A 21,687-nucleotide genomic window follows, 5' to 3' on the forward strand; every position below is an offset into this window, starting at 1 on the left:
GTGGCGGACACCGCGGCGCACGCTGCGTGGTGATGCTGGGTACCCCCGGCCGTGGCTCGGTGGACGCCATCGCCCGCCATGTCAGTGTCACGTACGGACGGGAGGCGAACGTACGGCGCGTGGGCTGTCGGCGTGAAGCGGCCGGCACGGAGCACGCCGTGCTGCGACGCCTGCTCGGCGCCTCGCCGCCGGGTCACGAAATCCGTTACGCGGCCCACTCGTTGGTCTGCGGGCTGCTGGCGCGCGGGCCGCTCGTCCTCGCCATCGGCGATGCACAGTGGTGCGACGAGGGCACACTGCGCTTCATCGACCAGCTGATGCGCGCCACCTACCGGCAGCCGCTGACCGTCCTGCTGCACCTGCCCCCCGGACTGCCGGGGCCCGCCGCGGCGGCGTTCCACGAACTGGCGACGCGGGACTACTGCACGGTCATCGACGCCGCGGGCCTCTGGCCCGCCGACACCGCCCGGCCGACCGCCGAAGACCTGGCCGAACTCGCCCGGCGCGAGCCCCGGTTGCTCGAGGTCGCCCGGGCTGCGGCGGCACTCGGCAGCACCGACCCGGACCTCGTCGGCGCCCTGGCCGGGCTCCCGTCCAAGGCGACGGGCCGGCTCCTGGAGGAGGCCGAGGCCCGCGGCCTGCTCCCCGGGCCCCTACCGGCCCACGGCACCCTCTCGCTGCTGGACCCCCTGCCCGAGGCCGAGCGGGAGCGAATGCGCGCCCAGGCCGCCGAGATCCTCAACGACGCGGCCAAACCGGCCGAGCAGGTGGCCGACCTGTTGCTCGAGCAGAGCACGCTGGACCGCTCCTGGATGCGTGCCGTCCTCAAGGAGGCGGCGGCAGCCGCCCGGCACGACCGCCCGGCTGCCGCGGTCTCCTATCTGACGCGGCTCCACGCCGCCGACCCCGACGATGTCGCCGTCCGCATCGACCTCGCCACCGCGCTGGTCGACATCGATCCCCTGGCCGCCCGGGAACACCTCGCCCACCTCGCCGGGACACCCCCCGGCACGGACGATCCACTGGTCCGGGCCCACGCCGCCGACCTGCTCCGGCTCACCTCCCTCATGGTGCACGACTCCCCCGACACCCCCGCCGCGCTCGACGCGCTGCTGCGTGAGCTGGACCCCGGCCGTCAGGACGGCCCGCCGACCGGGCGGGCGCAACGGGCTCCGGCCCCCGCCCCCACCGCCCCCACGGCCTCTGCGGTCCCTGAGGTCTCTCCGGTCTCCGCGATCCCTGTCGCCCTCACCTCACCCGCCTCCTCCGCCATCCCGGTCTTCACCGACCACCCGACCGAGCGCACGGTCCTCGCCGTCCGCGCGCTGCGCACCGCGCTGACCGCCTCCGGGCCGGAGGCGCGGGAGACGGCGGTCGCGGGCGCCCGTCAGGTCCTCTGGTCCGGGCGGCCGCACACCGCCTGGGCCAGGGTCGCCGCAGCGCAGGTCCTCGCACTGGCCGACGACACCGCGACCGCACTCGACCAGTTGCAGCGGACCGTCGCCGACAGCGCCGAGCGTGAGGAGATGTGGGCCGAGTGCCACGCCGCTTCGGCGCGGGCCCTGGTGCTGCTCGAATCGGGCCAGGCGGCCGAGGCCGCCGAGGCGGCGTCGGCCGCGTCCCGTCTCTCCGAGACAGAGGGCACGTCGGGGCGGAGCCGGCTGGCGTCGATCGCCCACGCCCACGCCCTGGTCGCCCGGGGCGACCTCGACCGGGCACAGGAGGTACTGCTCCGGCTCGACGGCCGCCGGCTCGACGACTGCGTCTGGGAGTACCACCACCGTCTGACGGCCCTGGCCCTGGTCGAGCGTGGCCGTGGCCGGCCCGAGCAGGCCCTGCGTCTGCTCGAGCGGTGCGGGGCGAGTCTCGCCGCCGCCGGCGTGGGCAACCCGGTGTTCACCCTCTGGTGGGTGCACAGCACCGAGCTGCTCATGCGGCTGGGCCGACCGGGCGCCGCCGCCCGACGGGCCGAGTTCGGAGAACAGTTGGCCGAGCGATGGCCGACGGCCCGCAGCGCGGGGCTGAGTCTGCTGGCCCGGGGCGTGTCGGCCGACCCGGCCGGCTGCGTCGAACTGCTCACCGAGAGTGCTCGGGTTCTGGCCCAAAGCTCCGACCGGCAGTCCCACGCCCTCGCCGAACTCCGCCTCGGCAAGGCCCTGTTGCACCGGTCGGACCGGGGTGCGCCCTCCCGTCTGCGCGCGGCGCTGGCGATCGCCGTGCGGTGCGGCCTGACCTCCGTCGCCGAACAGGCACGGTGCGCGCTCCGCTCGGCGGAGGGCCGGCACACCCTGGCGGCGCTCAGCCATGCCGAACGTCCCGTGGCGGAACTGGCGGCGGCCGGGAAGTCGAACCGGGCGATCGCGGACGCCCTGTGCCTGACGGTACGCACGGTCGAGTACCACCTGACGAACGTGTACCGGAAACTCGGCGTCCCCGGGCGGGCCGGCCTCGCGAAGTGGTTCCCGGCACAAGGACCGCAGCCCGTCGAGACGCGAGCGCTCGGCGAGACACGGTGAACCGGCCGCTCCGGTCCCCGGGTTCACCCGGCGCGCCCGACGGGCTCCTGGAACGGGCCGGGGAACTGGCCACGTTGGAGCGGGCCGTGCGCCAGGTCGTGGACGGCGGGACGGCGACCGTCGTCGTGCGCGGGCGCCCGGGCACCGGACGCAGCGCCCTGCTCGCCGAGGGCGCGGCCCTCGCCCGGCAGTTCGGCCTGCACGTCCTCACGGCACCCGGACAGGGCGAACTCGCCTCGATCAGCGGCCCGTCGGCCCTGTTCACCGACGACACCCGGGGCACGTCGGAGACGGAACGGGCCACGTCCCCCACGGGCCACCCGACACCGCGACCCGCGTTGCGGGTGGTCGTCGAGGGCTCCGAGGACTCCGACCCCGCGCCGCCCGGCGCGCAGGCCGGTCCCGGATACGAGCTGTCGCTGCGCCCGCTGACCGAGCACGCCGTACGGACGCTGCTCGTACGGGCGTACGGCGAGGAGGCGGCCGACTCGCTCCTGCCGGCCGCGACCGCCGCGACCGGCGGCAACCCGGCGGTCCTGTGCGCCGCGCTCCGGCGATGGCCCGGTCCGCCCCCCGACGCCGCCGAATTCACCGCGCTCGCCGACCAGACGGGCCGGCACCATCTGAGGACCGTACTGGCGCGGGCGTCCGCGCGGGCGTCCGCGTTCGTCGCGGCGAGCGCGGTGGCGGCGGGACACTTCTCGTTCCGCCAGGTCTGCGAGCTGGCCGGGATCTCCGTGCCGGACGGCGAGCGGGCGCGTACGGAGCCGGCCGTCACCGGCCTGCTCGACTCCGCCGTACGGCCCCGGCTGTACGACCCGCTGGTGGCCGAGCGGGTACTGGGCCTCCTGGACGGCGACCGACGCCGTGAACTCCACCAGTGTGCCGTGCGGTTGGCGCACCGCGAGGGTTTCCCTCAGGACGTGCTCGGCGGGCTGGCCGCGCGGACCTCGCTGGACGAGCCCTGGGTGCCCGGCGCGCTCCACGCGGCGGGTGTGGCCGCGCGCCGGTCCGGCGACGACGACGCGGCGGTGGTGTTCCTCGAACGGTCGTTGGACCACGGAGCGGCCGACGGGCTGCGCACGGACGTACTGCTGGAACTGGCGAAGGCGCAGTCGTCGCGGCGGCCGGCGGCGGCCGAGCGCGGATTCCGGCGGATCCTCAGGGAGACCGGCGTCCCGGACCGGTCCGGGGCCCTGCTGTTCGCCGCCGACATGCTGGCGCTGCACGCCGGGGACGACGCGGCGGCGGCGCTCAGCGCGACGGCGGCGCGGACGACGTCGGAGGCGGAGCGGCGTACGCTGCGCGGCCTGCACGTGCTGGCCGCGGAAACCTGCCCGCCCGGATCGGCACCGGCACCGGCACCGGACGCCTCGGCCCTCGGCCCGCGGGACGACCGGGAGGCGCCGGAGTTCGACGCGACCCGGGCCGCGGCCGAGGCTTGGCGGCACTGTCTGGCCGGGCGGAAGATCGGCGAGGCCCGCCGACTGGCCGGGACCGTGCTGATCCGGGCGGGAAACGGGCTGTTCACTCCCCGGCTGTTCGCCGCGCGCGTGCTCGCCGTCACCGAGGACGTGGCGCTGGCCCGGTCCGGGCTGCAGCGGATCACGGCCGAGGCGCGACGGCACAGGGTGAGCCCGGTGACCGGTCAGTCACTGCTGGGTCTTGCCGAACTCGCCTTGCGTACAGGCGAGTTGGAGCAGGCCAGGGAGCGGCTGGCAGAGGCGGTCGCCGAGGTGCCCAGGCACCACTGGCATCCGCGGGCGCTGCCGAGACTGACCGCGGTGGAGGCACTCGTCGCCCTGGAGTCAGGACGGACGGACCTGGCGGAGTCGACCCTGGAGCGGTCGGCCCGGGCGGAGGCCCCGCCGGACCGCAACGAGCACGGTCTGGGCCGTGCCCACCTGCTGTTCGCCCGGGGCGTCCTCTGCCTGCGCACCGGCCGGACCGCCGAGGCGAGGGCGCATCTGCGCGAGTGCGGCCGGATTCTGCGGCCCCTCGGCTGTGTGAACCCCGCCGTCATTCCCTGGCGTTCGCATCTCGCCATGGCGGAGGCGGCCTGCGCGGCCCCGCGGACGGCGGAGCGCCTGGTGGTCGAGAGCCTCACGGCGGCCCGGACCTGGGGCGCGCCGGGCGCGGTCGGCGCAGTCCACCTCTGGGCGGGACCGGCCCTCCCCGACCGTACGGCGCTCGGGCATCTACGGACCGCGGTGCGTCTGCTCGCCGGCATGCCGACCCGGAGGCTGTACGCGCGGGCGATGGTCGCGCTGGCCTCCACCCTGCTCGACACCGGCCGGTCGACGGAGGCGCGGCACCTGCTCGACGAGGCGGTCAGACGGGGCCGGCCGTTCCCGCTCACCGAGGAGGTCGCCGCCCGGCTCGCCGCTCAGCCCGGCTCGAACCGGGCACGGTTGAGTCCGGCTCAGCTGCGGGTCGCCCTGCTGGCGGCGGAGGGCCTGTCGAACACGGCGATCTCCAAGGAGCTGTCGGTCGGCGTCCGCACCGTCGAACTCCACCTGACGCACACCTACCGCGCCCTGGGCGTCAACGGCCGCTCCGACCTCGCGGTGGTACTGGGCCACCCATAAGGCCCTACGCGCCCAGCGCCTCCCCCAAGCCCGTACCCACGAGCCCCTCGCGCAGGGCGACCGCGGCGGCCTGGGTGCGGTTGGGGCAGTCGAGCTTGGCCAGCACGAGCGCGACGGTGCGCTTGGCGACATGCTCGGACACCTCGAGGGCCTGCCCGATCTGCCGGTTGCTGAGCCCTTCGACCAGCAGTTCCAGCACCCGGCTCTCCCGCTCGGTGAGCTGCCTCCTCGGAAACCGGTTCCGCGGCCCGGCGGCGCCCCGGGCGGGCCTGACGGACCAGGGGGCGGTCACCGGCTGCCCGGCCGGCACCGGCGCCGGCCGGACCGCCTCGGCCGGGTTCCGCAGGGCCTCGTCGAGCCCCTCGCTGGTCAGGGCGTCCTGGTCGAGGATTCCGTCACAGGGCACGACCTCGCCGGACGCGGCGCGCCGCACCTCGGCACCGGGCAGCACCAGCAGGACCCGGACCCCGTTGCGGCGGACGACCTCCGCCAGTTCGGCGGCCCACGCGTCCTCGCCCTCCCCGGCGCCGTTCACACACCAGAGCACCAGCACGTCGCAGGAGAGGATGAGCAGTTGGACGGCGTCCTCGGGCGACGCCGTCGTGAACTCCTCCGGCCGGAAGACGGTGGTCTGCTTCACCTGGGCGGCTTCCCCCAGCACGGCTGCGAGCCCCCTGCGCGCGACAGCGCCCCGCGCCACGACCGCGACCCTGACCGATCCCTGGTTCATCCAGCGCCCCCGTCCCTCCGCCGACCGGCTCCCCCACCGAGCCTCCGTCGCACAATCCCAGCGATTATGTCCCGGCGGGGTGCGGTTTTGCGCCACCCGGAGGGTTGCAGTAGATCGACGATCCCGTCACCACTCCGCGACATACGGTCATTCCGACCCCTCCCCCGGCCCCCACCCACAAGATCTCGGCCAACCGCTGCACTCGGTGAGGACCAGCAGGGTGACGACGAGGTAGCCACACCGGTCACGGCCCATCACCCGTAGGTGTACCGCTCTCCTCCTTCCCCTCCTGACGCTTGTTACGGAGGCAGTCGCGCAAACCTGAGTTGACCGTGACGCACACCCGGCCGGCCCGGGGGCGATGATGGCGGGCACCGGACCGGGTGGACGCGTTCGGCGGCCGGACGGGGCCCGTTGACAGAACACGGGCAAGATCACACAATCGTCGCCATGACCACGTACTGGTTCGTCAGGATGTCGGTGGCGCCGCGCGTCCCGGATCGAACCGGCTGCGAGCGCTCCGGCCGATAGCCGACCGCACCCTCTGACCCGGCCCGGCCCCTCACCACCCGGGCCCGCTCCCCGTCTTCCCGGCCGACGGCCCCGCACAGCCCCTTTACCGGGCCGCCCCGGCAGTCCTCCCACACACCCGCGTACGGGCGGGTGTGCCCCTCGGCGTCCGCGACGCCGGGACGGTCCGCGCCCCGTACCCCGGCACGGCCGGCCCGTCCGCATCCGTGACCCGTTCGAACCCGTGTGCAGAGGAAGGACGTCCCATGACCGTCACGAACACCGCACCACCCGCCACCCTGCGTGAGGCACGCATCCCCGGAGACGGCGTCTACGAAGGACGGCGCGTCCTGCGCCGGGTGCCCGAGGGGTGGGAGGAGCGGCCCTACGAGCTGTTCGAGGTCGAGCCGCAGGCGCGCACGATCGGCGCCGAGATCAGAGGGGTCGACCTGTCCCGCCCGCTCGGCCCCGAGCTGCGCGCCGAACTCCACCGGGCCCTGCTGGAGTGGAAGGTGCTGTTCTTCCGGGGCCAACACCTCGCCCCCGACCGGCAGCGCGCCTTCGCGCGCCACTGGGGCGAGTTGGAGACCAACCCGCTGCTCGCCGCCGGGTCCAGCGAGGACGTCGTCCGCTTCGACAAGGGCAGCGGGTCCACTCCGACGTTCGAGAACGTCTGGCACGCCGACGTCACCTTCCGCGAGCGGCCGGCGCTCGGTGCCGTCCTCCAGTTGCGCGAGGTGCCGCCGGCCGGCGGCGACACCCTGTGGGCCGACATGGCCGCCGCCTACGACAACCTCCCGCAGGACGTGAAGGACCGCATCGACGGTGCCCGCGCCGTGCACGACTTCATCCCCGGTTTCGCACGGTTCTACGGGCCCGAACGGCTCGCGCCGCACCAGGAGCACTTCCCGCCCGTGGAGCACCCCGTCGTGCGCACGCATCCCGACACCGGGCGGCGCATGCTGTTCGTGAACGTCTCCTTCACCACCCGGATCACCGGCATGCCCCGCGAGGAGAGCGACCGCCTGCTGCGCTACCTCTTCCAGCAGGCACACATCCCCGAATACCAGGTCCGTTTCCGCTGGCAGCCCGGCGACGTGGCGTTCTGGGACAACCGGGCCACCCAGCACTACGCGGTCAACGACTACGGCACCCACCGCCGGATCGCCGAACGCGTCGCCATCGCGGGCGACCGCCCCTTCTGATCCCCCGGCCCACGGCCGTGCGGGGTCCCGGCCCCCGCACGGCCGACGAGGGAAGGCCCCGAAAGAAGCTGTACCGTCCGGATCACCCGTAGGTGTACCGCGCGCCGCTCTCCCTCACCCACCGTCGCCGCCGCACCCCTCCGTCGTACGCCTCGCGATACGACGCGACGCGTACGACGGAGGGGTGCGGATGTCCGTGGACGGTGAGGCGGTACGGGTCAGGGATGAGACGGACGAGCCGGGCTGGGCGGTCGACCCGGACGACGAGTGGGGAGTGGCCGTCATCACCACGGTGGGGCGGCAGTTGAGGCTGCGGCGGGAGTCCGTGGGCATGCGGGTCGCCGCCTGGGCGGACTTCCTGGGGATGGCAGGGTTCGTGAGCCGAGGGTGACCGCCAGAGCGGACACCCCCTTCCGCGCCGCAGCGGAGCGTTACAGCACCGGCAGGTTCTTGCGGAGTTCGAAGGCGGTGACCTCGGAGCGGTACTCCTCCCACTCCTGCTTCTTGTTGCGCAGGAAGAAGTCGAAGACGTGTTCGCCCAGGGTTTCGGCGACCAGGTCGCTGCGTTCCATCAGGGTGAGGGACTCGCCGAGGTTCTGCGGGAGGGGTTGGATGCCGAGGGCGCGGCGCTCGGCGTCGGAGAGGGCCCAGACGTCGTCCTCGGCGCCGGGCGGGAGTTCGTAGCTCTCCTCCACGCCCTTCAGGCCGGCGGCCAGGAGGAGCGCGTAGGTCAGGTACGGGTTGGCGCCGGAGTCGATCGAGCGGACCTCGACGCGGGCCGAGCCGGTCTTGCCGGGCTTGTACATGGGGACGCGCACCAGGGCCGAGCGGTTGTTGTGGCCCCAGCAGATGTACGAGGGGGCCTCGCCGCCGGCGCCGGCGGTGCGCTCCGAGCCGCCCCAGATGCGCTTGTAGGAGTTGACCCACTGGTTGGTGACCGCGGAGACCTCCGCCGCGTGCTTCAGCAGGCCCGCGATGAAGGAGCGGCCGATCTTGGAGAGCTGGTACTCCGCGCCCGACTCGTAGAAGGCGTTGCGGTCGCCCTCGAAGAGGGAGAGGTGGGTGTGCATACCGCTGCCCGGGTACTCCGAGAACGGCTTCGGCATGAACGTGGCCTGCACGCCCTGTTCCAGCGCCACCTGCTTCATGACCAGGCGGAACGTCATGATGTTGTCGGCCGTGGACAGCGCGTCCGCGTAGCGGAGGTCGATCTCCTGCTGGCCGGGGGCTCCCTCGTGGTGGGAGAACTCCACCGAGATGCCCATCGACTCCAGCATCGTGATGGCCTGGCGGCGGAAGTCCTGGCCGACGTTCTGCGGTGTGTGGTCGAAGTAGCCGGAGTTGTCGGCGGGGGTCGGGCGGCTGCCGTCGAGCGGCTTGTCCTTCAGCAGGAAGAACTCGATCTCGGGGTGGGTGTAGAAGGTGAAGCCCATGTCGGAGGTGCGGGCCAGGGCGCGCTTGAGGACGTAGCGCGGGTCGGCGAAGGACGGGGAGCCGTCCGGCATGAGGATGTCGCAGAACATGCGGGCCGTGCCGGGCGCCTCGGCACGCCAGGGCAGGATCTGGAACGTCGACGGGTCCGGCTTGGCGATCATGTCGGACTCGTACACCCGGGCGAAGCCCTCGATCGCCGAGCCGTCGAAGCCGATGCCCTCGTCGAAGGCCTGCTCCAGCTCGGCCGGGGCCACGGCCACGGACTTCAGGAAGCCCAGCACGTCCGTGAACCACAGCCGTACGAAACGGATGTCGCGCTCCTCCAACGTCCGGAGCACGAACTCCTGCTGCTTGTCCATCTTCCGCTTCCCCATCATCGCCGGTCGGACCGTCTTTCCCTTGCCTCGACGGTTGGCCTCCTCGGGCTGCGGTCGGGCAGTCGGGCCATCCCACCACATCCGGGTTTCACGCGTGTTGCCGACCATGATCGTCCGGCGGCCCCGTGGTTCATCGCGCCCGCTGTCCATCTTGCCCGTTCGGGCCGGTGTGCGTAACGGCGGGCGCCGCCCCGGCACGCCGTCGGCGCGTCACCGGCACGTCGTCGTCGGCGGCCGCTCCGGCGCGTCGCCCTTCAGCAGGGTCCCCTCGGTCGGCTCAACCCCACCCCCCCCTTAATTGGTATTTCAGATGCAAGTTTTAATGGGTGGCGCAGGCAGTCGAGAACGAGGAGACCTGATGCTGTCCGAGCAGTCCGCCGTCACCGTCCGTGCCACGCTCCCCGCCGTCGGAGCGGCCCTCGGCGAGATAACCGAGCGCTTCTACGCCGGGATGTTCGCCGCCCGCCCCGAGCTGCTGCGCGACCTGTTCAACCGCGGCAACCAGGCCGCGGGCACCCAGCGCGAAGCCCTCGCCGGTTCCATCGCGGCCTTCGCCACGCACCTGCTGGAGCACCCCGACGACCGGCCCGACGCGATGCTGCGGCGCATCGCGCACAAGCACGCCTCGCTCGGCATCACCCCGGACCAGTACGCCATCGTCCACGAGCACCTGTTCGCCGCCATCGCGGAGGTCCTGGGCGAGGCCGTCACCCCCGAGGTCGCGGCCGCCTGGGAGGAGGTCTACTGGCTGATGGCGAACGCCCTCGTCGCCGTCGAGAAGCGGCTCTACGAGGAGCAGGGCGGGCCGAGCTGGCGCGCCTGGGAGGTCGTCGAGCGGGTCACCGAGACCGCCGACGTCGTCTCCTTCCGGCTGCGCCCGGCCGACGGGGGCCCGGTGCGGGACTTCCGCCCGGGCCAGTACGTCTCCGTCCGCGTCGCCCTCGACGACGGCGCCCGGCAGATCCGCCAGTACAGCCTCTCGGGGGCGCCCGGCCCCGGTGAGCGGCAGTTCAGCGTCAAGCGCGTGCACGACGAGGACGGAACGCCCGAGGGCGAGGTCTCCGGCCACCTCCACGCGCGGGTGCGGGCCGGTGACGTCCTGGAGCTGTCCGAGGCGTACGGCAATCTCGTCCTCGACGCCGAGCCCGGCACCCCCCTCCTGCTGGCCTCGGCGGGGATCGGGGTCACCCCGATGACCGCGATGCTGGCGCACCTCGCCGACGGCGGGCACCGGGCCCCGGTCACCGTCGTGCACGGCGACCGCTCCCCCGCCGACCACGCCCAGCGCTCCGACCACGAGGGGTACGCGGCCAAGCTGGCGGACTCCACCGTGCACCTCTGGTACGAGCAGGACGCCCCGGCCGGCACCTCCACCGGCTACGTCGACCTCACGGACGTGCCGGTCGCGCCGGGCACGCGCGCGTACCTGTGCGGTCCGCTGCCGTTCATGCGGACGGTGCGGGAGCAGCTGATCGGCAAGGGCGTCGCCCCGGCCGACATCCACTACGAGGTGTTCGGCCCGGACCTGTGGCTGGCCGAGCAGGGCTGAGCACGCCCCGGGAGAGCTGTCGGGTGGACGGGGGGCGTCCATCGGACGGGCGGGCTCAAGGCGCCCGGGAGATCTCCAGCAGGAGCGGGCCCGTCGGGCCCGTGGCGAGGTCCGCCACCGTGAGCGGGTCCAGTGAGGCGAAGAACGCCTCCTGGGCCCGCCGCAGCGCGCCCCGCAGGCGGCAGGCGGAACGGAGCGGGCAGGCCGCGAGGGCCGAGGTGCCCTCGCAGTCGACGACGTCGTCCTCCCCCTCGAAGGCTCGGACCACGGCGCCCACCGAGGCGGTGCGGCCCCGCTCCGTGAGGGCGAGGCCGCCGCCCCGGCCGCGCCGGGCCGTGAGCAGTTCCATGTGCTGGAGTTCGGCGACGACCTTGGCGGCGTGGGTGTACGGCACGTCGACGGCCGCCGCGACATCGCGCGTCGTCGGGTTGGAGTCGCCTGCCACGACGAGGCGCATCAGGACCCGCAGGGCGAGGTCGGTGGAGCGCAGCAGCCTCATACCGGGCAGGGTAGGTAACGCGCATCCGGCATTCAAATTATCCGAGGGGAGTTCTTGTGGAGTTTCCGGGCGGGGTCCGCAGCCGCCCCCGCACGGCCTCCCACCCCATCGCGTCGGTTTGACGATTACACTGGGCCGCGTGCCTCAACTACGTCTCGCCCTGAACCAGATCGACTCGCGCGTCGGTGACCTCGCCGGCAACGCCGAAGCGATCGTCCGCTGGACCCGGCACTCTGCCGAACAGGGAGCCCACCTCGTGGCGTTCCCGGAGATGGCGCTGACCGGGTACCCCGTCGAGGACCTCGCCCTGAGGTCGTCCTTCGTGGCGGCCTCCCGAGCGGCCCTGCGCTCCCTCGCCGCGCGGCTCGCCGACGAGGGGTTCGGGGAGCTGCCCGTCCTCGTCGGCTACCTCGACCGCAGCACCACCGCCCAGCCGAAGTACGGCCAGCCCGCCGGTGCGCCGCGCAACGCGGCGGCCGTGCTGTACGGCGGTGACGTCGTGCTGGGCTTCGCCAAGCACCACCTGCCCAACTACGGCGTCTTCGACGAGTTCCGGTACTTCGTGCCCGGCGAGACCCTTCCCGTGCTGCGGCTGCACGGCGTGGACATCGCCTTCGCCATCTGTGAGGACCTGTGGCAGGACGGCGGGCGGGTGCCGGCCGCCCGGTCGGCGGGGGCCGGGCTGCTCCTCTCGGTCAACGCCTCGCCGTACGAGCGGGAAAAGGACGACACCCGGCTCGAGCTCGTGCGCAAGCGGGCCCAGGAGGCGGGGTGCACGACGGCCTACCTCGCGATGACCGGCGGGCAGGACGAACTCGTCTTCGACGGGGACTCGATCGTCGTCGACCGGGACGGCGAGGTCGTGGCGCGCGCACCGCAGTTCACCGAGGAGTGCCTGGTGCTGGACCTCGAGCTGCCGGCGGCCGCCGCCGACGCGCCCGTCGCCGGCGAGGTCGTCGACGACGGACTGCGGATCGACCGCGTCGTCCTGTCCGAGGCACCGCTGCCCGCCTACCCGGCGGAGCGGAAGGGGACGCACGCGAAGCCGCTCGACGACGACGAGGAGGTGTACTCCGCGCTGGTCACGGGGCTTCGTGCGTACGTCGAGAAGAACGGGTTCGAGTCCGTGCTGATCGGGCTGTCCGGGGGCATCGACTCGGCGCTCGTCGCCGCGATCGCCTGCGACGCGGTGGGTCCGGAGCACGTGTACGGCGTCTCGATGCCGTCCAAGTACTCCTCCGATCACTCCAAGGACGACGCGGCGGAGCTGGCGCGGCGGACCGGGCTGAACTACCGGACGGTCGCCATCGAGCCGATGTTCGACGCGTACATGGGGGCGCTGGGCCTGTCCGGGCTGGCGGAGGAGAACCTCCAGTCCAGGCTGCGCGGGACGATGCTCATGGCGATCTCCAACCAGGAGGGCCACATCGTGCTGGCGCCGGGCAACAAGTCGGAGCTGGCCGTCGGTTACTCGACGCTGTACGGGGACTCGGTGGGGGCGTACGGGCCCATCAAGGACGTGTACAAGACGTCGGTGTTCCGGCTCGCCGAGTGGCGGAACCGCTCGGCGCGGGAGCGGGGGCAGACGCCCCCGATCCCGGAGAACTCGATCACGAAGCCGCCCAGTGCCGAGCTGCGGCCGGACCAGGTCGACACGGACTCGCTGCCGGACTACCCGGTGCTCGACGCGATCCTCGAGCTGTACGTCGACCGGGACCGCGGGGCGGACGAGATCGTCGCGGGCGGGTTCGACGCGGAGTTGGTGGCGAAGACGCTGCGGATGGTCGACCGGGCCGAGTACAAGCGGCGGCAGTACCCGCCGGGGACGAAGATCTCCCCGAAGGGGTTCGGCAAGGACCGCCGGCTGCCGATCACGAGCGGCTGGCGGGAGTAGCGGCCGGGGCCTGCGCCTGCTGGGGAACCGGGGACTGCGCCTGCTGGGGCACGTGGCCGGTGACGACGCGGTCCCGGTTCGGGGACGGGGCCGCGGTGGGCGACGTCCTGCGGTCCACCGTGTGGGCCACCGCGGCCACGCCGATGCCGAGAGCGGCCAGCAGGGCGCCCGCGAGGGCCGGGGACGTCGTCCCGAAGCCGGCCGCGAGGGTCAGGCCGCCGACCCAGGCGCCTCCGGCGTTGCCCAGGTTGAAGGCCGCCTGGTTGGCGGACGAGGCCAGGGAGGGAGCCGCCGCCGCCTTCTCCATGACCATCAGCTGGAGCGGGGAGCCGGTGGCGAAGGCGGCCGTGCCGAGGAGGGTCACGGCCACGGCCGCGCCGGCCTCGGTGCGCATCAGGAGGGGGAAGAGCGCCAGGACCGCCGTCAGCGCGGCCAGGCCGCCGAAGAGGGTGGCGCGCAGGGAGTGGTCGGCCAGCCGGCCGCCCAGCAGGTTGCCGGCCGTCGCTCCGACGCCGAACAGGGCGAGCAGCAGCGTCACGCTCGCTTCGGCGTAGCCGGCGGAGTCCGTCAGCATCGGCGTGATGTAGCTGTACGCCGCGAAGAGCCCGCCGAAGCCCGCCACCGTGGTGCCGAGGGCCAGCCAGACGGGCAGGGAGCGCAGGGTGGCCAGTTCGCCGCGCAGGCCGGCCGTGGGGGCGGCCGGGGTGTGGTCCGCCGGGATCAGCAGGGCCAGGGCGGCTATGGCGGCCAGGCCGATCGCGCTGACGCCGAGGAAGGTCACCCGCCAGCCGAGGTGCTGGCCCATGAAGGTGGCCGCGGGCACGCCGACCACGTTGGCCGTCGTCAGGCCCAGGAACATCAGGGAGACCGAGCGGGCCTTGCGGTCGGGGGTCACCATGTCGGCGGCGACCACCGCTCCCACGCCGAAGAAGGCACCGTGCGGGAGCCCGCTGAGGAAGCGCGCGGCCAGCAGCCAGTCGTGGTCGGGGGCGAACGCCGAGAGCGCGTTGCCCGCGACGAAGAGGACCATCAGGGCGATCAGCACCGTGCGCCGGGAGATCCTCGCCGTCGCGGCGGCGAGCAGCGGGGCGCCGACGACCACACCGAGGGCGTAGGCGGAGACCAGGTGGCCGGCGCTCGGGATGGAGATGTTCAGGTCGTCCGCGACGTCCGGGAGCAACCCCATGATCACGAACTCGGTGGTACCGATGCCGAAGGCGCCCACGGCGAGGGCGAGCAGGGCCAGGGGCATGAGGGGGACCTTTCGAGGCTGGGGTTCCGCGCTGTTCCGCGCCGTTCCGCGCGTCCATATGTTCAAGTGCGGAACAAAGCCTCTCAGGTCCGGTGTTCCGGCGATCGACGCACAGCTTGCCGACGGCCGTACGGACGGGGTTGACCTGGGGTTTCAGTCGCCCGGTGTGGCGAGCTTCACGCGGGCCGCGATCGGCAGGTGGTCGCTCGCCGTCCTCGGGAGCGACCACGAGCTCTCCGGCTCCGCGCCCTTGACCATGATCTGGTCGATCCGCGCCATCGGGAACGCCGCCGGCCAGCTGAAACCGAATCCGCTGCCCGCGGCCCCCTGGGTGGAACGCATCTGGGAGGTGACGGCGTTCAGGGCGCGGTCGTTCATCGTGCCGTTCAGGTCGCCGAGCAGGATGACGTTCTCCAGCGGCTCCCGGGCGATGGCGGAACCCAGGGCGTCGGCACTCTTGTCGCGCTGACGTGCGGTGAAACCGGCCTCCAACTTCACGCGCACCGAGGGGAGATGGGCGACGTACACCGCGACCTGCGCCTCGGGCGCCGTCACCGTGGCCCGCATCGCGCGCTCCCAGCCCAGACGGATGTCGACGGCCGCCACGCCGCTCAGCGGGTACTTGCTCCACAGCCCGACCGTGCCGACCACCGCGTGGTACTTGTACGTCGGCGCCAGCGCCCTCTCGTACGTCGGGACCGCGGACGCCTTCAGCTCCTCGAGGGCCACGACGTCCGCCCCCGAGGCGGCGATGTCGCGGGCGGTGCCGGACGGGTCCGGGTTCTCGGCGTTGACGTTGTGCGTGACCACCGTGAGGTCGCCGCCGGGGCCGGTCCGGTCGAAGAGCAGGTTGCCGAAGACGCCCAGCCAGACGACGGCGGGCAGCAGCACCGCGACGAGGGCGGTGGCGGACCTGCGGACCAGTGCCAGCAGGAGGAGGACCGGGACGGCCAGCCCCAGCCAGGGCAGGAACGTCTCGGTCAGACTGCCCAGGTTGCCGACCGCGTTGGGGATGTGGGCGTGGGCCAGCATGACCAGGGCGAGCAGGACCGCGAACACGGCCAGGACCACGCCCCGGCGCCAGATGCGGCGGTCCCCGCGCCAGCCCCGGGTCAGGCGGTCCCACAGGCGCCGAAGCCCGGGGGTCCGACGCTCGGGCCCCGAGCCGCCGTTGTCCGTCTCCGTCGCGTACGCCTGCTGCGCCATACCGTCGCCTCACACCTTGCCGTGCACACCGTCGCCCCCGCGTGCAAGACCCTAGGGGATGATCGGCGCCTTTCCCGCCGTCCGTCGACGGCCGTACGGAGGCGAGGACGAGCGGGACCGCTCCGGGAGTTCCGGGCGGGATCATGGAAAGCGCGCTCTATGACGGAACGCGCACATCGAGACGGCCGTGGCGGGGCGTGTCGGCCGGGGCGTGTCGGGGTGACGGGTCGGGGTGGGCGGTCAAGCCTTGTTGACGGGGCGCAGGCCCTGGAGCAGCGTGTCGACGACCTGTTCCGCGAGGCCGTCCGGCAGTCCGGCGTCGGGGCGCAGGAGGGTGCGGACGAGCAGGGGGCCGACGACGATGTCGTTCAGCAGTTCGAGGTCGACGTCGGCGCGGAGTTCGCCGTTCTCCCGGCCGCGGCGCAGCACCTCCAGGCCGAGGCGGCGGCGCGGCAGGAGGACGGTGTTGTGGTAGGCGGCCCAGATCTTCGGGCTGCTCTTCATCTGGGTGTGCACGTTGTGCAGGATCACCGAGGCCCTGCTGGCGAGGCCGCGCCGGCGCAGGGACTCCAGCAGGACGACGAGGTCGTCGCGCATGGAGGTGCCGGGGAGTTCGGGGTCGACCGGTTCGGCGGCCCGCAGGACGTCGACGAAGAGTTCCTCCTTGCCGCTCCAGCGGCGGTAGATGGTGGCCTTGCCGACGCCGGCGGTGCGGGCGATCCGCTCGATGGACAGCTCCGCGAGGGGCACCCCGTCCTCCAGGAGCTTCATCGCGCCCTCGATGATCGCGCGTTCCACCGCCTCGCTGCGGGGGCGGCCCCGCGCGGGCCCGTCCGGCCGGGGATCGGCGTCCGCCCCGGTACCGGTGTCGGTGTCGGTGTCGGTGTCGGTGAGGCTCACGTAGCTGCGTCCTTTCCGTGGGGCCGGGGGGCGATCGGCTGGGACGATTCTCCCCGGTGTCCGGCGAGCCGGCCCACCACCCCTTCGGCCGTCAGTCCCTCGTCGACACCAACTCCTCTGCCTTCTCGTCCCCTTCGGGCACCGGTGTCCGGCCCGGCAGGAACAGCCCGACGACGATCGCGCCGATCACCGCGACACCCGCTCCCCCCAGTGCCGTGACGTGCATGGCGTGCAGGAACGCGTCGTTCGCCGGCCCGACCAGGGCGTCACCGCGCGGGCCGAGCCTGGCCGCGACGCCCAGGGTGGCCTCGATGGACTCGCCGGCGGACTCCCGCAGGCCCGGCGGCAGCAGGACCAGCTTGTCCTCGATGTGCGAGCGGTACGCGGTGGACAGCACCGAACCGAGGACGGCGATGCCCAGGGCGCCGCCGAGCTGGCGGAAGGTGTTGCTGAGCGCGGAGGCCGAACCCGCCTTCTCCCGCGGCAGCGTCTGCATGATCACGACGCTGACCGGCGTCATGATGTTCGCCATGGCGGCACCCATCAGGAAGAAGATCACCTCGAGGACCCAGATCGGCGTGTCCCCGTCCAGCAGGCAGAACCCGGCCAGCATCGCCGCGAGGAGCAGCATGCCGCCGGTGGTGGTCGCCCTGTTGCCGAAGCGGTTCACCAGCAGCCGGGCCCGCGGCGCGAAGATCATCTGTGCGGCGGCCAGCGGCAGCATCAGCAGACCGGTCTCCAGCGGCGTGTACCCGCGCACGCTCTGCGTGTAGAACACCGCGAAGAACATCACGCCCAACAGCGCGAAGAAGACCAGCGCGATCGCGACGATCGCGGCCGAGAAGACCTTGTTCCTGAAGTACGCCATGTCGATGGACGGGTGCGTGCTGCGCTTCTCGAACACCACGAAGGCGGCGAGCACGGCAAGGCCGGCGCCGACGGTCACCAGCACCGTGGCGTCGGTGAAGTCGGCGAGCTGGCCGCCCTTGATGATGCCGTAGACCAGCAGGACCAGACCGACCACGGACAGGGAGACGCCGACGGGATCGATCCGGCCGGGGTCCGGGTCGCGGGAGTCCGGCACCAGCCACAGCATCAGGGCGAGGGCGGTCAGCACGATCGGCACGTTGACGAGGAAGACCGAGCCCCACCAGAAGTGCTCCAGGAGCAGTCCGCCGGTGACCGGGCCGATCGCGATGGCGAGACCCACCCCGCCCGCCCAGATGCCGATGGCCTTCGGCTGCTCCTCGCGTTCGAAGATGTTCATCAGCACGGCCAGCGTCGCCGGCATCACGAACGCGGCGCCCAGTCCCATCACCGCGCGGAAGCCGATCAGCTCCGCCGGGGTGCCGGAGAACGCGGCGAGTGCCGAGCCGAGGCCGAACACCGCGAGGCCCCCGAGCAGCACTTTCTTGCGGCCGATCCGGTCGCCGAGCAGGCCCGCCGTGAACAGCAGGCCCGCGAAGACGAGCGTGTAGGCGTTGATCGCCCACTCCAGCTCGCTCTGCGTGGCGCCCAGGCCGGTGGGAGCGGGCGTGGAGATCGTTTTGATGGCGACGTTCAGGATCGAGTTGTCCAGTACGACGATCAGCAGGCTCAGGATGAGCACGCCGAGGATCACCCAGCGGCGCCGGTGCACGTGTTCCGGTATCCGGCGGGCCGGGGCGGTGGGAGAAGTCATGCGGCCACCGTAGAACCGTTTCGATACGAGACCGTCTCGTATCGAAACCCTTTTGCCGAGACCTTGCCGGGGCATTGCGCCGCCTTTCGCGGGGCTTTGCGTGGTCGACCGGGAGGCCGGTGCGGCGGCCGGGCGGAACCCTCAGACCTCCCCTAGGCACCGGCCCGCTCGGAATGCCACCATGGAGGGGATCCGGGGACGCCGTCAGGGCGCCTCGAGATGACCTGTTAGGAGCCGTTGCAATGACGCAGCTTTCGGCTGCCCCGACTGGCAAGGCAGTCCCCTCCGACGGCAGCAAGACGCTGTACGGAGGCAAGGGCACCCGCCGCATCACCGTCCGCGACATCGCCCTCGCCAAGGAACGCGGCGAGAAGTGGCCCATGCTCACCGCCTACGACGCGACGACCGCGTCCGTCTTCGACGAGGCCGGCATCCCGGTCATGCTCGTCGGCGACTCGGCGGGCAACTGCCACCTCGGGTACGAGACCACCGTGCCCGTCACCCTCGACGAGATGACCATGCTGTCCGCCGCGGTGGTCCGCGGCACCCATCGCGCACTGATCGTCGCCGACCTGCCCTTCGGCTCGTACCAGGAGGGGCCGGTGCAGGCGCTGCGCTCGGCGACCCGGCTGGTGAAGGAGGCCGGTGTCGGCGCCGTCAAGCTGGAGGGCGGTGAGCGCTCGCACCGGCAGATCGAGCTGCTGGTCGAGTCCGGCATCCCGGTGATGGCGCACATCGGCCTGACCCCGCAGTCCGTGAACGCCATGGGCTACCGCGTCCAGGGGCGCGGCGAGGAGGCCGCGCAGCAGCTGCTGCGGGACGCCAAGGCCGTGCAGGACGCGGGCGCCTTCGCCGTCGTACTGGAACTGGTGCCGGCGGAGCTGGCCGCCGAGGTGACCCGGACCCTGCACATCCCCACCGTCGGGATCGGCGCGGGTGCCGGGACCGACGCGCAGGTGCTGGTGTGGACCGACATGCTCGGGCTGACCGGCGGCCGGGTGCCGAAGTTCGTGAAGCAGTACGCGAACCTTCGGGAGGTCATGGGCGGCGCGGCGAAGGCCTTCGCCGAGGACGTCGTCGGCGGAACGTTCCCGCAGGAGGAGCACTCCGTCCACTGAGCGCTGAGCGCTGCCGCTGAGCCAACGCCGCACCACGACGGCCCGCCGATCTTCCCCCGTCGGCGGGCCGTCGCCCCACCGGGGCTGATGTCCTTCTGGGGGCTGCGCCCCCGGACCCCCCTTCGGCCTGAACGGCCTCGTCCTCAAGCGCCGGACGGGCTGTCGGTGCCGGCCTCGCCGACAAACCGTCCCGCCCCTGTCGGAAGTCTGTCGGGGGTTTGTCAGTGGGAGGTGACAGTCTCGGGGGCATGACGCGAAACGACAACGACTCCGGGGGCGCGGGCAGTGCCGTCACCGTGCGGGGACTGGTCAAGCACTACGGCGAGACCAAGGCGCTGGACGGTGTCGACCTGGAGGTCCGCGAGGGCACCGTGATGGGGGTGCTCGGGCCGAACGGGGCCGGCAAGACGACCCTCGTACGGATCCTGTCCACCCTGCTCGCCCCGACCGCCGGCCAAGCCACCGTCGCCGGTTACGACGTGGTCCGCCAGCCCCGGCAGCTGCGCCGGGTGATCGGGCTGACCGGGCAGTACGCCTCCGTGGACGAGAAGCTCTCCGGCTGGGAGAACCTCTACATGATCGGCCGGCTGCTCGACCTGCCCCGCAAGGAGGCCCGCAGCCGCGCCGACGGAATGCTGGAGCGGTTCTCGCTCACCGAGGCGGCCCGGCGCCCGGCGGCCACCTACTCCGGCGGTATGCGGCGCCGGTTGGACCTGGCCGCCTCGATGATCGGCCGGCCGACCGTGCTGTTCCTGGACGAGCCGACCACCGGACTGGACCCACGCACCCGCAACGAGGTGTGGGTCGAGGTCAAGCGGCTGGTCGGGGACGGGGTGACGGTGCTGCTGACCACCCAGTACATGGAGGAGGCCGAGCAGCTCGCCTCCGAACTGACCGTCGTGGACCGCGGCAAGGTCATCGCGAGCGGCGGCATCGAGGAGCTGAAGGCCAGGGTCGGCGGCCGTACCCTGCGCGTCCGTCCGGCCGATCCGCTCCAGTTGCGCCCGCTCGCCGACGCCCTCGACGGCCTGGGCGTCACCGGGCTCGCGAGCGCGGCCGTGGACACCGAGCGGGGCACCGTACTGGTCCCGATCCTCAGCGACGAGCAGCTGACCGCGGTGGTCGGCGCCGTCACCGCGCGCGGCCTCACCCTCGCCTCCATCACCACCGAACTGCCCAGCCTGGACGAGGTGTTCCTGTCCCTCACCGGCCACCGTGCCAGTGCCCCGCAGGACACCGTGTCCGCCGAGACCGCCGAGACCCACGAGGAGGCCGCCGCATGAGCTCCGCGACGACCGTGACCACTTCCGGCGACGCGCCCGGATCGACCGGCGGACCCGGCTCGACCGACGGACCCGGATCCACCGACGGTTCCGGAGCGGCTCCCGTGATCAGCGCGGACGGCCGTATCCCGCTCCGTTCCCATCTGCGCCACACCGGCGCGCTGGTCCGCCGCAACCTGCTGTGGATCCGGCAGGACCCGGAGTCCATGTTCGACGCCGTGCTGTTCCCGATCGTCTTCACGCTGCTGTTCGTGTACGTCTTCGGCGGCTCGATCGGGCAGGCACTGGGCGGCGGGCAGGAGGCGTACGTCCAGTACATCGTGCCCGGCCTGATGGCCATGATGGGCATGAACATGGCCATGGGGGTGGGTACCGGCTTCAACCAGGACTTCAACACGGGTGTCATGGACCGTTTCCGGTCGCTGCCCATCGGCCGCGGCTCGGTGCTCTTCGCCAAGATCGCGGTCGAGATCCTGCGGATGCTGATCGCCACCACGATCCTCCTGGTCGTCGGTGTCCTGGTCGGCTTCGACATCACCCGCTGGCCGGGGCTGTTCGCCGCCGTGGGACTGTCCGTGGTGTTCGGCTCCGCCCTCATGTGGATCTTCATCACGCTGGGCGTGGCGATGAAGAACGCGCAGTCGGTGCAGGCGATGGGCTTCCTGGTGCTGATGCCGCTGCAGTTCGGTTCGTCGATCTTCGCGCCGACCCAGTCGATGCCGGGCTGGCTGCAGAGCTTCACCGAGTACAACCCGCTGTCCTCGCTGGCGGACGCCGCGCGCGGGCTGATGGTGGGCGGCCCGGTCGCGCACGACCTGTGGATGACGCTGGCCTGGTCGGTGGGGATCACCGCGCTGATGGCCCCCATCGCGGTCCACAAGTTCCGCACCAAGAGCTGACCGCCCGGGCCCGCCCGGCCCGGCGGTCGCTCCGCCGGGCCGGACC

The 21,687-nt window shown here is 72.7% G+C and carries 15 protein-coding genes and 1 pseudogene; 9 read left to right on the forward strand and 7 right to left on the reverse strand.

Going from position 1 to position 21,687, the window contains the following annotated elements:
- The first annotated feature begins 32 nt into the window (after positions 1–32).
- Together ACVW19_RS09100 and ACVW19_RS09105 are read left to right on the forward strand one after the other, a co-directional pair.
- A complete protein-coding gene (locus tag ACVW19_RS09100; RefSeq protein WP_457458233.1) occupies positions 33–2,516 on the forward strand; it encodes a LuxR C-terminal-related transcriptional regulator in 2,484 nt (827 codons plus the stop codon).
- On the forward strand, positions 2,513–5,104 hold the full coding sequence (locus ACVW19_RS09105; protein WP_457458235.1) for a LuxR C-terminal-related transcriptional regulator: 2,592 nt from the start codon (positions 2,513–2,515) through the stop codon (positions 5,102–5,104). The genes ACVW19_RS09100 and ACVW19_RS09105 overlap by 4 nt, the downstream gene beginning before the upstream one ends.
- Before the next feature lie 4 nt (positions 5,105–5,108).
- Here ACVW19_RS09105 and ACVW19_RS09110 read toward each other — a convergent pair whose 3' ends face one another.
- On the reverse strand, positions 5,109–5,834 hold the full coding sequence (locus tag ACVW19_RS09110) for a response regulator transcription factor (protein WP_457458236.1): 726 nt from the start codon (positions 5,832–5,834) through the stop codon (positions 5,109–5,111).
- Positions 5,835–6,610: 776 nt separating this feature from the next.
- On the opposite strand from ACVW19_RS09110, the gene ACVW19_RS09115 reads away from it, so the two are divergent.
- Both ACVW19_RS09115 and ACVW19_RS09120 read left to right on the forward strand, forming a co-directional pair.
- On the forward strand, positions 6,611–7,549 hold the full coding sequence (locus ACVW19_RS09115) for a TauD/TfdA dioxygenase family protein (RefSeq protein WP_457458238.1): 939 nt from the start codon (positions 6,611–6,613) through the stop codon (positions 7,547–7,549).
- 190 nt (positions 7,550–7,739) lie between these two features.
- A pseudogene (locus ACVW19_RS09120) lies at positions 7,740–7,913 on the forward strand (transcriptional regulator); the annotation flags it as partial.
- A gap of 67 nt (positions 7,914–7,980) precedes the next feature.
- Here ACVW19_RS09120 and ACVW19_RS09125 read toward each other — a convergent pair.
- On the reverse strand, positions 7,981–9,342 hold the full coding sequence (locus tag ACVW19_RS09125) for a glutamine synthetase family protein (RefSeq protein WP_457458240.1): 1,362 nt from the start codon (positions 9,340–9,342) through the stop codon (positions 7,981–7,983).
- A gap of 376 nt (positions 9,343–9,718) precedes the next feature.
- Here ACVW19_RS09125 and ACVW19_RS09130 point away from each other — a divergent pair, with 376 nt between their 5' ends.
- Positions 9,719–10,909 carry a globin domain-containing protein gene (locus ACVW19_RS09130; RefSeq protein ID WP_457458242.1) on the forward strand — a complete coding sequence of 397 codons (1,191 nt, stop codon included), beginning with the start codon at positions 9,719–9,721 and terminating at the stop codon, positions 10,907–10,909.
- 55 nt (positions 10,910–10,964) lie between these two features.
- Here the strand turns inward: ACVW19_RS09130 and ACVW19_RS09135 are convergent, their stop codons facing one another.
- Positions 10,965–11,408 carry an RrF2 family transcriptional regulator gene (locus ACVW19_RS09135; protein ID WP_457458244.1) on the reverse strand — a complete coding sequence of 148 codons (444 nt, stop codon included), beginning with the start codon at positions 11,406–11,408 and terminating at the stop codon, positions 10,965–10,967.
- A gap of 139 nt (positions 11,409–11,547) precedes the next feature.
- Here ACVW19_RS09135 and ACVW19_RS09140 point away from each other — a divergent pair, with 139 nt between their 5' ends.
- Positions 11,548–13,302, forward strand: a complete 1,755-nt coding sequence (locus ACVW19_RS09140; RefSeq protein WP_457458246.1) for an NAD+ synthase — start codon at positions 11,548–11,550, stop codon at positions 13,300–13,302.
- On the opposite strand, the gene ACVW19_RS09145 is transcribed toward ACVW19_RS09140, so the two are convergent.
- The 4 genes from ACVW19_RS09145 to ACVW19_RS09160 form a co-directional block, all read right to left on the reverse strand.
- Positions 13,280–14,554, reverse strand: coding sequence for an MFS transporter (locus ACVW19_RS09145; protein WP_457458248.1), 1,275 nt, complete (start codon positions 14,552–14,554; stop codon positions 13,280–13,282). The two genes, ACVW19_RS09140 and ACVW19_RS09145, sit on opposite strands and share 23 nt — an antisense overlap.
- Positions 14,555–14,707: 153 nt before the next feature.
- Complete coding sequence (locus ACVW19_RS09150) at positions 14,708–15,760, reverse strand: endonuclease/exonuclease/phosphatase family protein (protein WP_457458249.1); 1,053 nt, start codon at positions 15,758–15,760, stop codon at positions 14,708–14,710.
- Between the two features lie 240 nt (positions 15,761–16,000).
- Complete coding sequence (locus tag ACVW19_RS09155) at positions 16,001–16,660, reverse strand: TetR/AcrR family transcriptional regulator (protein WP_457458250.1); 660 nt, start codon at positions 16,658–16,660, stop codon at positions 16,001–16,003.
- A 91-nt stretch (positions 16,661–16,751) separates the two neighbouring features.
- Positions 16,752–18,341, reverse strand: coding sequence for a DHA2 family efflux MFS transporter permease subunit (locus ACVW19_RS09160; RefSeq protein ID WP_457458252.1), 1,590 nt, complete (start codon positions 18,339–18,341; stop codon positions 16,752–16,754).
- A gap of 242 nt (positions 18,342–18,583) precedes the next feature.
- Here ACVW19_RS09160 and panB point away from each other — a divergent pair, with 242 nt between their 5' ends.
- From panB to ACVW19_RS09175, 3 genes are all read left to right on the forward strand, one after another.
- The gene (gene panB / locus ACVW19_RS09165) at positions 18,584–19,459 is read left to right on the forward strand and encodes a 3-methyl-2-oxobutanoate hydroxymethyltransferase (protein ID WP_457458254.1); all 876 of its coding nucleotides are present in this window, start codon (positions 18,584–18,586) and stop codon (positions 19,457–19,459) included.
- A 248-nt stretch (positions 19,460–19,707) separates the two neighbouring features.
- Positions 19,708–20,742, forward strand: a complete 1,035-nt coding sequence (locus ACVW19_RS09170; protein WP_457458255.1) for an ATP-binding cassette domain-containing protein — start codon at positions 19,708–19,710, stop codon at positions 20,740–20,742.
- On the forward strand, positions 20,739–21,641 hold the full coding sequence (locus ACVW19_RS09175; RefSeq protein ID WP_457458257.1) for an ABC transporter permease: 903 nt from the start codon (positions 20,739–20,741) through the stop codon (positions 21,639–21,641). The genes ACVW19_RS09170 and ACVW19_RS09175 overlap by 4 nt, the downstream gene beginning before the upstream one ends.
- Positions 21,642–21,687: the final 46 nt, after the last annotated feature.

The organism is Streptomyces sp. TE5632 (assembly GCF_054061295.1).